Raw genomic sequence first — 12382 nt, 5'->3', positions numbered from 1 at the left:
GGCATCACACCCGCGCAGAAACTAAAAATGGCCGCATCAATTCACGACAGCGCCCCGTTAAAAATGGGGGGATTACCGTCCGACATGCTCCATCCGTTTGCGCCTTGCCGGTTCAGCGGCTCGACGAAACTGCCGCGCCGGATCACGCAATCTGCGAGATACGCAAAGGCGGAAATCTCGACATCGTTTTCGACAGTAACACCGGGGCCGAATACCACATTCGGCCCGATTGTTATGTCGCGTCCGAGTTGGGTGTCGAAGGAAAAGAACACGGTTTCCGGCGCGATCATCGTAACGCCATTCTCCAGCGCCTGCGTTCTGGCGCGACGCTGAAACGCAGCCTCGGCTGCAGCAAGTTCGGTGCGCGAATTCACACCGAGCGCTTCATCCACCTCGCACAGCACTATGCTGCAGTCTTTGCCTTCCGAGCGTGCGTGGCCGACAACATCGGTCAGAAAATACTCTTTTCGAAAGTTGTCATCTGAGAGCGCCGGAAGCCAACGCCTTGCATCTGCAGCGTCAAACGCCATCACGCCGGAATTGCACAACGTAACGGCTGCCTCAGCCGCGTTGGCGTCGCCTGACTCGACAATACGTTCGAGACCGCCAGCTTCATTGCGTATCAAGCGGCCATAGCGGAACGGATGCGGCGTCTCAAAACCAAGCACAGCCACCCGCCCCGGAGCCGCGACGAGTTTGCTCAATGTCTCCGGGCGGGTCAGCGGCGTGTCGGCGTAAAGTACCATGATCCGCCCCTCGAACCCAACCAAAGCCGAAAGAGCACACAATGCGGCATTGCCCGTACCGCAAGCGCGCGGCTGAACCGCGATGAGCACTTCGGGATTAAGCCTGCGCGCAGCGGCGGCAACGTCTGTGCCATCGGCGCTAACCACAACCACACATCGCTGCGGTGCAAGTGCCTCGGCGGTGCGCAGGGCGTGACGCAGAAGCGAGGCGCCAGCGAGCTTGTGCAGCGGCTTTGGGCGGTTTGAATTCATTCGCCCACCCGTGCCTCCGGCAAGTATCACGATGGCAAGCGGAGGTAGGGGTTGTTCGAGCATCTTATCCTCCCACGAATTGGCGAAAGCGGCGCGGTGGCGGTCTTGGAAATGTGGCGGTCTTGGAAATCTCTCAAATGGCTTAGAGTGCGGGCGGGCTGGTAGGCTGGTCAATGATGCCGATGCCAGAGGGGCGAGCAATCCGACGGCAGAAACCCGTAAAGACCGCCCGGTATCATCTCTCGTTATTGAAGGGCCAAGGTGGCGGGTGGCTGAAGATCAGTGTCAGGTGCCATCCATGCAGTAAGCGGCGGCGCATCTGCTGTCCGTTTGACCTCAATCACGTCACCGGGTTCGATCTTGCTGTCAAAGCTCACAGGTTCAGGTGCTTCGGCATCGCTGTGAAAAACCGTGATCTGCGGAATCTCTGCCCCTTCGGCGAGGCTCACTGGTGCGACCCCCATTGCGCGCAGCCTTTCATCGGCAGCAATGAGCCGGGCGCGCTGCTGTGCCGCATCAAGTCTGGCTTTTTGCAATTCATCGAGCAGATCAAGGCGTCGCTGCTCTGCTGCCCGCTCGCTCTCGCGCGAGATGTCGTTGCGCTGCCGTTCGAGCTGCATGAGGCTGACTTGGGTTTGCAGACGGCGTGTGGACGAAAACAGCGCAGCACTGCGAAAGTCTTGAAGCCGCGCCGTTGTCAGAATGCCCTTTTTGATGGAGTTTGTCGCTTCAGTCAGAGCATCAGCGTCGGTCTGCTCGACTGCTTTTTCGACGTCGAGCTCTTTGCGCATCACATCAGCCTGACTTTTGATCTGTTTCAGCTGCGCGCTGAGAAACCCGCTTTCATTCTGAAGGTTTTTGGTCCGTGTTTCGTAAATATCCGACTCAACACGTAAAAAAATGTCAATTGCATCATCCCGTTCCGGCGCGGCGGGCCAAGCAGTGCGATCAAATTCCACGTCTTCGCCAAGTTCTTTTTTCAAACGCCAGACACGCGCGCTGGCCGCAACGGCGGCATTCCAAGCCACCGAATAATCAGAACGCAGCGCCGACGGGTTGTAGCCGGGCGCAATGGGAACCACCGAGATCACCCCGCCGGATGCGGCGATCACTTGCCGAACGGTCATTCCCGGTCGAAACGGACGCTCCCCCGGCTGGGTGACATCGCCACTGACAAAGACTGGCCGATACTCGACCACCGAAGCGGACACGTCATCATACTCCACCACCCGCGTCACTTGACTGCCATCGGGCAGAAATATCGTGCGCAGGCGACTGGAGAGTGTGGCTCCGATCCGGTCGCGGATTTCTGAGATCGGTCGTCCTGCAGCCTTGATGACGCCCACCCCTGGGAAGCTCAGGCTACCGTCGATCTGGATCGCTGCACGCGTGCCCATTTCAGGCACGCCAGTCACAGAAAATTCGATCACATCGCCCGCCTGAAGGCGGTATTCTTGCGCGATTGCGGCGACACTGCAGGCCGCGATCGAGATCGCAACTGCAGCGCACAGATGAGATACCCGCTGCAGGGCTGGACGCCGGCAAGCAGTATCACGTCGCATAATTGACCTCTTGGCGTACACGACCTTCTTGGAACTGGCTTCTCCACCACGCCACTGTGCGCTTCATCCCCTCGCTGAACTCGACTTGAGGTTTCCAGCCAGTTGCCCGGTTGAAGCGGGTGTAATCGGCGAGCAGTTCTTTTACTTCGGATTTGGACGGACGCAGCCGGCTGACCTCTTGCACAACCGGCTTGGTGCAAGAGGTCAGTTTCAGCACCAGATCGACGACATCCTTCACAGTTACCGCCGCCCCGGATCCCGCGTTATACGGTGTTCCGAACGAGATCGAGGCGGCGCTGCCCGCCGCGAGGAATGCCGCTGCAGTGTCCTGCACATAGGTAAAGTCGCGGATCGGCGTTAGATCCCCGACGCGGATCGAAGTTACCTCCGGATCTAGCGCCTGACGTAGGATCGTCGGGATCACTGCGCGCTCACTTTGGCGCGGGCCGAAGGTGTTGAACGGCCTTAGGATGACGACCGGAAGATCATGCGAGCGCGCAAAGGCCTCGGCAAGCATATCGGCACCGATCTTGGTGGCAGAATAGGGCGACTGCCCTTGAAGCGGATGCGTCTCGGCGATGGGCACGGTGATTGCTGTGCCATAGACCTCACTGGTAGAGGTGTGTACGACACGGCGCACATCATATTCGCGCGCCGCCTCCAGCACGTTCAGAGTGCCCAAGATATTGGTATCCACATAGGACTGCGCTGCGACATATGAATGTGGGATCGCAATCAATGCGGCAAGATGGAACACCGTATCTTGCCGCGAGATCAGCCGCCGCACCAGCGCTGCGTCGCGCACATCGCCGCGGATGACATTCATCTGCTCGCGCGTAGCCTGCGGCAATCGGTCGATCCATCCCAGCGAGTCAAAAGAGTTATAGAGACAGAGCGCAGTCACATTCGCTTCTGCCTCCACCAACCGCTCGACCAGATGCGATCCAATGAAGCCATCTGCTCCGGTTACGAGCACATTGCGCCCCGAATAGTTGCATGCGTTGAGGTGCAGAAAGCTGGTCATCCTGGATCCTTTCATTCCCCGGCTATGACGATATCCATTTTCCGAGCGCCGTCGGTTGGTTCGGATGCAGCGGGCATCAGCTCCAACTCTGGCACTTTGCCAAGCACTGCAAGGATGCCGCGTCCGATCCACAAGATATCGCTCCAGACCGTGCGCCGAGAGTAATAGGCCAAATCAAGCGCTGCTTTCGCCGGGAACAGGGTCTCGCGGTAAAACTGCACAGGGTCTTTACCGGCAGGATAAAGGCAGCATTCATTGCGAAATGCGACTTGGCTGGGGCCGAAGATGCCGGGGCGATATTGCAACAACGGCAGTTCACGTGCGGTGAAAGCCTCGGCAAAAGCCATGCTTTCCGGCCTTGGCCCGACGATGGCCATATCTCCGCGGATGATATTAAACAGCTGCGGCAACTCATCCAGCTTCGTGCTGGCGAGAATGCCTCCTATCCGGGTCATGCGGCTGTCATGCTTCATGGTCAGCGGACTGCCGCCCGCTGAGGTGGGGTGAAACTTGCGGAATTTATACATCTGAAACCTGCGTCCGCCTTGTGCGATGCGGGTTTGCGCGAAGAAGATCGGAAAACCTGTGTCGATCACGATTGCAATCATGATCAGCAACAGCAGCGGGCTCATGACGACCAGCCCCACAGACGCGAGGACAACATCAATCACACGCCCGACAGAGAGACTTTGAGATACAGGAAATCGTGACATTTTGGGATCATCCATAATTGGGCGCAAATGCATTTTCGAGGGCGTTTTCAAGGGTATTCACGACGAGTTCGACATCTGAATCGTCCATTTTCGGGTGAAGCGGCAACGTCAGTTCGCGCCGATGAAATTCCTCGGTCAACGGTAGTTGCAGCCCCGGCGCGCGCTGGCGGTAATACGACAGCGTATGAACCGGTGGATAATGGATAGTCGTTTGAACGCCAGCCAAGTGCATTTCGGCGGCGGTCCGATCGCGATTGGCACCCACAGGCAACAAAATGGGCATGATGTGATGCGCTGAAAGACCGCTTTGAGGACGCGGCACGACGAACCCCTCGTAGCGGTTCTCCAACCGGGCCAGCAGCGCGCGATACTGCGCGACAAGCGCTGCGCGCCGGGTATTCATCGCTTCTAGGCGGGAGAGTTGCACTAGGCCGATCGCTCCGCGGATCTCATCCATGCGATAGTTGTATCCCAGCATGTCGACATCATAATGCGGCGTCCGCGCGACGAGGCGCTGCATCACGCTGCGCGTCATGCCATGTCCACGCATCTGGCGCACGCGCTCTAGCATTTCAGGATTGTGCATCAGTACCATGCCGCCTTCTGCCGTTGTCATGTTCTTGTTGCCGTAAAAGCTGAAAGCACTTCCGTCGCCATAAGAGCCGACGCCCGCAACGCCGACGGCATGTGCCGCATCCTCGATCAACAACAAACCATGCCGGGAGGCCAAGTCGCGCCACATCCGCCTTTCGGCCATATGCCCCGCATAATGCATGAGCATGATCGCTCGAGTGCGGGATGTGATCTTTGCCTCTGCCTGCGCAATCGACATCAGCGGATGCTGTAGCGCTTCGATATCGACGAGGACCGGCTCGGCCCCGACATATAGGATAGCATTGACGGTTGCCACAAAGGTCAGCGACGGGGCCAGAACCTCGTCGCCGGGGCCAATTCCGAGTGCTTTTAATACCAAATGTAGGCCAGCGGTACAGGAATCCACGGCAACGGCATCCGCCACGCCATGAAGCTCGGCGAACGCGCGTTCAAAAGTCCGCACGCGTTCGCCTAGTGTGATCCAGCCGGATTCGAGCACTGCCATCACTGCGGCACGCTCTTCCGGGCCAAGAACCGGCTCAGCAACAAGCAACATGAAATACCTCTCGATAACTGTTAGAACTTCAAAGTTTGCCGATATTTTCAGAAGCTAGCCTTGATCATGCCCACACAGGCAGCCTGATTACGCCACGAATTCCATGCGTTCATGCGCTGGAGCTTCTTCATCCCAACTCAGTGTCTGGGCGAGTTGAAAATCCTCGACCCGCCCGATATCGAGCCACAGCCCCGTATGCGCGTAAGTTTGCAGGCGTTCGCCACGGTTGAGCAGGCAAAAGGCGAGATCGTCAAAACCAAATGGGATGCAATTGGGAATGAACTTAAAGACTTCGGGCTCCATGCAATAAATTCCCATGCTCATTTGGTTGGTGAACGAGGGCTTTTCCTTAAAGCTGGTAACGCGTCCATCAGATGATTCGATCACTCCGAAATTCATCAGCGTCTCGCGTATCGCGGTTGCAACAGTCACAATGGCACCGCTGCGCTTGTGACAAGCCGCGAAGGCACCGATGTTTAGATCCGTTAAAATATCTCCGTTGATCACCATGAAGGTCGAGTCCAGTTCTGCCTTCAACATCGAGATCGGCCCGATCGTCCCAAGCGGTTCTTTCTCGTCAGTATAGGTGATCTTCATATCCCACTGGTGGCCATCGCCACAGAAGCTTTTGATCAGATGGCCGAGATAACCAGTGGTGATGTAAATTTCGCAAACGTCATTGCGGCGCAGCCATTTTATCAACATTTCCAAGACGGGTTTGGACTGAATCGGCATCAATGGTTTGGGCAGAACCATCGTATATGGACGTAGCCGAGTTCCCTTGCCGCCGCACTGGATAACAGCCTTCATCTTTTGCCTCCCCCCAGAGAAATTTAAATAAAATTCGTGTCATTAGAATCGATTACCTGTCGTGGTAGCTGCATAGTTGTGTAACTAATCCGTGACATATCGTATCCAGAATGAGGCCCCGAGCGAGGTCAATAAGGGATGAGCGCAAAAGGGTTAACCGCGATGCCCCTTTGGTGCCAAGGCCCCGCGAAGCGAAAGCGCGTTTGCATAGACCAACGTCTAAAGGCGGGGCGCGTGCTGCTGATCTGGGTGAACGAGCAGGTCACTTGCTCGCAGCAGATGGGTGGTAGCCGCAGATACACCAAGATGTTCTGAGGCTCGTCCATGGGTAATCCCCCCCGAAAGTAAGGGGCTGCATAAGTAGAATTTTCTCGCCAAGATGAACGAGGAGATTCTGAATGAAGACAAGCAGATACACTGAGGCGCAGATTCTTGCGATCCTGCGTCAGGCCGAAGGCGGTGTGCCGGTGGCAGAGCTGTGCCGCGAGCATGGCATGAGCAATGCGTCGTTCTACAAGTGGCGGGCGAAGTATGGCGGCATGGATGCGTCGCTGATCAGCCAGATGAAGGCCATCGAGGACGAGAACCGCCGGCTGAAGCGGATGTATGCGGACCTGAGCATGCAAGCCGACCTGCTGAAAGAGGCTCTCGGAAAAAAATGACGCGGCCATCTCAACGCCGCGAGATGGCCGAGAAAGCGGTGGCGCGACACAAGGTCAGCATTGCGCTGGCCCGCCGGGCCTTCGGGGTCAGCGAGACCTGCTATCGCTATGGCCCGAAGTTAAAAGCCGAGAACGAAGAGATCGCCGACCTTCTGGTGGGTCTGACCGACGCCCGCAAGACCTGGGGCTTTGGGCTGTGCTTTCTGCATCTGCGCAACGTGAAGGGCCATCCGTGGAACCACAAACGCGTCTATCGGATCTATTGCGCCTTGGAACTGAACCTGCGGATCAAGCCCCGCAAGCGGCTGAAGCGGGACAAACCTGATGTGCTTGCTGTGCCCGAGGCACCCAACATGACCTGGTCCATGGACTTCATGGCAGATCGCCTCGGTGATGGCCGTGCGTTTCGGCTGCTGAACGTGCTGGATGACTTCAACCGCGAGGGGCTGGGTATCGAGGTTGACTTCTCGCTACCCGCCGAAAGGGTCATCCGGAGCCTGGACCGGATCATCGAATGGCGCGGCAAACCCGGCACCATAAGGGTCGACAACGGCCCGGAATACATCAGTGGCAAGCTGCTGATCTGGGCTGAGAGACAGGGCATCACGATCCAGCACATCCAACCCGGCCAGCCGCAGCAGAACGCCTACATCGAGCGATACAACCGCACCGTCCGGCATGAATGGCTCGACCAATACATCATCGAAACCATCGAGGAGGCACAGGATCACGCCACACAATGGCTATGGACATGCAACAACGACCGCCCGAACATGGGCATCGGCGGCATCACACCCGCCCAGAAACTGAAAATGGCCGCGTAAGTTCTACGGATGCACCCCGTTAAAAATGGGGGGATTACCCATGCAGAACAAGCACCGCCGGCCGTTTTCCCACCAGCGGTGCCTGTGATCGCAGAGCGTAGGCGCGGCCGCTCCCCAACCTCGCGAGAGGGTCCAAACATGGGGGGCGGCTTAGTCGGTTTGGCGGACCGACCAGCGATATTGGGATCACCCGATTACTGAGATGATTTCAGCGTCTTAGAGGATGAAGAAATCCAGGTTGGTCACTGCAAGGTTTGGATTGAGCGTTGCAAACTGCACACCTGCGCCTGAGCCATTGCCGTCAGCGTCGAAGAACACCTTGCCAGTATCCGTCTCGTAGATGATACGGTCGGTGGAATCTGCCGCCAAGCCCGTCGTATTGGCGCGGAAAGACTCGGCCGAGAGCACGCCTTCGGTCAGTCCAGTAAAGATCGTATTGTCCAGTCGCATAGTATCGTCGACAACGTTGAAATCGGTGATCCGATCAACATTGTTTATGTGCAGCAAGCTGTTGAACACGAATGAATCCGCGCCGGTTCCGCCTGTTAAGATGTCATTGCCAGCGCCGCCGTAGAGCGAGTCATTGCCCGCTCCGGCGCTGAGGATATTGGCCAAAGCGTTGCCCGTCAGTCGATCGTTGCCGCTGCCCGCACTGATATTCTCGATGTTGAGCAGCGTGTCAGTGCCTTGGCCAGTGACTTGCGCGCTTGTCAGCGACAGGTTCACCGTCACACCAACGGTTCCCCTGTAAATAGCAAGGTCGCTGCCCGCCCCGCCGTCGATCAGATCGTTGCCAAAGCCGCCGCTCAATTGGTCATTGCCAGCGCTGCCGTAGAGCGAGTCGTTGCCCGCTCCCGCGTTGAGGATATTGGCCAAAGTATTGCCCGTCAGCCGGTCATTGCCACCGCCCGAAGCGGTATCTTCGATGTTTAGAAGGGTGTCGATGCCTTGGCCAGTGGCTTGCGCTCCGGTCAGCGACAGATTCACCGTCACATTGGACGTTCCGCTGTAGATGGCAAAGTCGCTGCCCGCCCCGCCGTCGATCAGATCGTTGCCCGAGCCTGCGGTCAAATTGTCATTGTCATTGCCGCCGTAGAGCGAGTCGTTACCGCCGCCGCCGAAAATAATGTCGTTGCCAGCGCCACCAGTCACAATGTCACTGCCGCCGGAGCCATCGAGGCTGTCGTTGCCGCCGGTGCCGGTCAGAGTGTCATTCCCTGAGCCTGCGTCCGCATGGCGGCTGATCCATCCGTCACGGGCGTGCGCCCAGTAGTCGCGCGCAGCTTGACCCTGTAGGACAGTCCAGCCACTCGGCGGCATCGGATAATCGCTTGCCAACGGATCGTCGGACAGGTTCAGAAAATAGTTGTTCTTCGACTCGATCGTATGCGCCCAGGCATCCGCCATGCTACGATAGCTGTGATGATTGACGTCCTCGAGGGCAAACACGTTGTTCACAAAGCGCAGGCTGGGTGTGACCGTGCCGTTGGTGGCAGAGTCGGTCTTGATGAAAGAGGAATGCGTCATTGCGCCTTCATAAAGCGAAAGTTGCAGGCGCATCAGCACGCCGTCGATTAACACGGTCTCGTTATGACCATCGACGGGATTGGCATTGTCCGGATCGATGCTGATGCCACTGAACGCGCCGTCAAAGAGACTGTCGCGGATGGTGCCACTTTGCAGGCGGTCATTCTCGACCGCATCATCACGAATATCACTTGCCCAGACGCCTTCAATGACGAAATTGTCGCTGTTCCAAGAGACACGAACGGCATCCCAAGAGTTCGAAATGCGCCAGTCACGGATGGTGGCGCCGGGCGCATCTTCGGTCCTGATGGCAGCGGAGTTACCCATCGCGTAAACGTCCGTCCAATCACTCTTTTGGTCGATGTTGCCTAAGATTGTACCACCTTCGATAACCACATTGGGCGCGCTATATACCAACACTGGATAAGCGTCGCTGTGGCCGTCACTGGAATTATTGTCCAATATCCAGGTCGCAGCGCTGGCGTCGATAATGGTGCCGGCAGCGAGTCCGGTGATCCGATATGAAGAGTATCCGTAGTCTTGCGTGAGGGTAATCGTGCTCATGTCCCGGTTCCTAGCATTGTTATTTTGCTCATTTTGGAAGCGGCAAAGGCGGCATGTCTCTCCAAGTGTCAATCCGGCGCCCTGACCTTGCGGCAGCTTTCCGCTCTGGCGATTTCTTCTAAAGTGTAAAAATGGCAGCAAAAGGGCGCTGCGGTGACAGGACCGTCCGTCGGTTCTGTCACCGCATTCAATTGTTTAGAGAAGGCGCTGTATTTGAATTGATCGCTGGAACGGACAGGCCAGTTTTCCGCTTAGCTGGGAATCGCGGGCGGCGGTTTCACGCTGTTGTTACCGCGCTGCGCGTAACTATCGACTTGTGTTTTGAAGAAAATGCGAGTTCACGCCGAAAAATCGCGCTGTCGCGTTGGCCCATTCAGTAGATATTTGGGGTGATTCGCATAGAAACAGCGTGCCGAGGCTTCGGCACGCCCACATTTAGTGTCTAAATTTGGTCTGGACGGTGGCGGCTATTTGTTCATCGGCCACCCACCACGTCAGACGATCAGCAAGCCCGAGTCTCCGAGATCGATCTCGATCAATCGACCGTCCGCCACATGGCTATTGCCATAGTCGGCCACATAGAGATGCATTTCACCCGAGCCATCGCTGGCCGGGGCAATCTCGATATCCTTGACGGCGACACGGTAATCGTGATCCGCAGAGCGCAAATCCGTCAGCGCCGTTATGGTGTCGATCACATTGCCATTGCGGTCGAGCTTCCAGATGAGGTCGCTGAAGCCGCCGCCAACATAGAAGACGTTATTCGTGGAATCGAAGGCCAGCGCCTCGGGGTCTACGATCATCGTCGGCAGAACGAAGCTGCTGATCTGGGTAGTGCCATGATTGTCTACCTCAATGATCTTGCGGTCGATGCCGTTTACGATGAACAAGTTTCCGGTGTTGGTATCGACGGCGATGTCCTCGGGATCGTTTCCGCCTAGGTTTTTCGTGGTGAACGACCATTTGACCACGGTTGGATTGTCGGCGCTCACGACATTCACCTTATATTTGTCGTCATCCGTAATGTAGAGATTTCCTCTGGTCGCGTCATATGCGAGCCCGGTCGCCTCGGCAGTGAACGGCAGCGCAGTCTTCGAGATCGTGCTGCCATCGAGGCCGACTGAGAACAGATCGTAGGGCCGAGAAAACGGTGCCTCGTCGACTTCAGAGTCGGACATGATCAGCGAATTTGAAAAGGGGTTATAGGCGACGGCCGAGGGATCGACCATCCCCATGGCCACTAGGTCGCGGACGGCAACAATGCTGGGGCCTTCATCAGTGATGCTGGTGTTCGCTATGCCCAAGCCAATCGGCACGACATTGCCGCTTCCAGCAAAACGCGCGGCATCAACTATGAGCGAAAAGCTCTCGACACCTTCCGCCATGTTGTCATTGAGCAGGGCAATCGGCACATAGGCCGTCGTTTGCCCGGCCTTGATCAACACATTGAACGATGACAAAGCCGTGAAATCCAGCCCGCCGATCGCCGTTCCATTCACCGTGCTGCATGTCACCATGACGTCTTGGCTCGCGGCTTGTGAAAGCGATAGCTTGAAATAGACTGATCCGTCGTCTTCTGCCCGTGGGGACGACTCCATCGTGGCCACAGAAACGGACGTGGACTCGGCTGCGCCAAAGGCAATGAACTGACTTGCAGAAAGCGCTGTGCTCGTGGTGATCTGGGCGATCCTGACTTGCTTGACCGTACCAACCCCGTCGGCATCCCAAAACAATTCGGCTTTCACCGCATCAAACACGAACTGCCCATGCCCGCTTACTGTCGCTGCGCTGCCTGTTACGAAATAGCCCGCGTCCAGCACGCCGCCATTCAATCCAGCTCCTTCCGAGAGACCGAATTCGCTGGCCACAATGCCAAGTTTGTCTCCGGCGGAATAGTCGTAAATCTTGTCGTAGATGGCCCCCTCAGACTTCAGAACAAATGTGTCTGCGCCCAAGCCCCCGGTGTAATAGTCTCGACCAGATCCACCAATCAAGACGTCATTGCCATCATAGCCATAGATTGTGTCCGCGCCATCGTCGCCGAACAGCACGTTACTGGCATCATTGCCCTTGATGTTGTTGTCGAGCGCATTGCCAGCGCCATCAATTGCAGCGGTGCCTGCAAGGACCAGTTTCTCTAGGAATCCGCCAAGCGTGTAGCTGATCGTGCTGCTCACCGTGTCAATGCCGCCGTCGTCCTGACCAGCTGTTGTCATCTCGCTGACCACATCGCCCCCGTCATCGACGCGGTAAGTATCGTCGCCTGCTCCGCCGAACAGCACGTCCCGACCAATACCGCCATCGAGCATATCATTGCCAGCACCGGCGTAAAGCGTGTCGTCGCCGCCTTTCCCATAGAGCCGATCATCGCCAATCAGCCCCCAGATCAGGTCCGATTTGGCCGTCCCGCCCAACTCCTCACTCAGATCCGTTCCTATGATCGGTTTTGTCCAGATTGGCTTGCCCACTCTCGAATCTCCCCAGTGCAAATTTTTGCAAAAAACGGCCCATCCAAGCGGTTAACACTGACGCTGACTCAGGCTTGTCG

At 57.0% G+C, this 12382-nt stretch carries 9 protein-coding genes; 1 reads left to right on the top strand and 8 read right to left on the bottom strand.

Annotated features, from left to right (window positions below; all coding sequences use genetic code 11):
- Positions 1-41: 41 nt before the first annotated feature.
- From ACS5RD_RS13180 to ACS5RD_RS13155, 6 genes are all read right to left on the bottom strand, one after another.
- Positions 42-1061 carry an NTP transferase domain-containing protein gene (locus tag ACS5RD_RS13180; protein ID WP_489927811.1) on the bottom strand — a complete coding sequence of 340 codons (1020 nt, stop codon included), beginning with the start codon at positions 1059-1061 and terminating at the stop codon, positions 42-44.
- 182 nt (positions 1062-1243) lie between these two features.
- The gene (locus ACS5RD_RS13175) at positions 1244-2560 is read right to left on the bottom strand and encodes a polysaccharide biosynthesis/export family protein (protein WP_489927810.1); all 1317 of its coding nucleotides are present in this window, start codon (positions 2558-2560) and stop codon (positions 1244-1246) included.
- The gene (locus ACS5RD_RS13170; protein WP_054008882.1) at positions 2550-3584 is read right to left on the bottom strand and encodes an SDR family NAD(P)-dependent oxidoreductase; all 1035 of its coding nucleotides are present in this window, start codon (positions 3582-3584) and stop codon (positions 2550-2552) included. The genes ACS5RD_RS13175 and ACS5RD_RS13170 overlap by 11 nt, the downstream gene beginning before the upstream one ends.
- 11 nt (positions 3585-3595) lie before the next feature.
- Positions 3596-4297 (bottom strand): sugar transferase, encoded by a 702-nt coding sequence (locus ACS5RD_RS13165; protein WP_489927809.1) that lies wholly within the window; start codon positions 4295-4297, stop codon positions 3596-3598.
- Positions 4298-4304: 7 nt separating this feature from the next.
- On the bottom strand, positions 4305-5447 hold the full coding sequence (locus ACS5RD_RS13160; RefSeq protein WP_489927808.1) for a DegT/DnrJ/EryC1/StrS family aminotransferase: 1143 nt from the start codon (positions 5445-5447) through the stop codon (positions 4305-4307).
- An 87-nt stretch (positions 5448-5534) separates the two neighbouring features.
- Positions 5535-6257 (bottom strand): nucleotidyltransferase family protein, encoded by a 723-nt coding sequence (locus ACS5RD_RS13155; RefSeq protein WP_054008884.1) that lies wholly within the window; start codon positions 6255-6257, stop codon positions 5535-5537.
- A gap of 398 nt (positions 6258-6655) precedes the next feature.
- Here ACS5RD_RS13155 and ACS5RD_RS13150 point away from each other — a divergent pair.
- Positions 6656-7743 (top strand): IS3 family transposase gene (locus ACS5RD_RS13150; protein ID WP_489927807.1). Its coding sequence is split into 2 segments (ribosomal slippage): positions 6656-6911 and positions 6911-7743, totalling 1089 coding nucleotides; the frame shifts between segments, so codons are not numbered across the junction.
- Between the two features lie 216 nt (positions 7744-7959).
- On the opposite strand, the gene ACS5RD_RS13145 is transcribed toward ACS5RD_RS13150, so the two are convergent.
- Both ACS5RD_RS13145 and ACS5RD_RS13140 read right to left on the bottom strand, forming a co-directional pair.
- On the bottom strand, positions 7960-9834 hold the full coding sequence (locus ACS5RD_RS13145; protein ID WP_489927806.1) for a calcium-binding protein: 1875 nt from the start codon (positions 9832-9834) through the stop codon (positions 7960-7962).
- A gap of 494 nt (positions 9835-10328) precedes the next feature.
- Positions 10329-12302: a Calx-beta domain-containing protein gene (locus ACS5RD_RS13140; RefSeq protein WP_489927805.1), complete on the bottom strand. Its 1974-nt coding sequence runs from the start codon at positions 12300-12302 to the stop codon at positions 10329-10331.
- Between the last annotated feature and the right edge of the window lie 80 nt (positions 12303-12382).

It is taken from the genome of Cypionkella sp. PAMC25878 (genome assembly GCF_058135695.1).
Note: the sequence above shows the minus strand (reverse complement) of the source record. Positions and strands in the feature narration are given on the sequence as shown.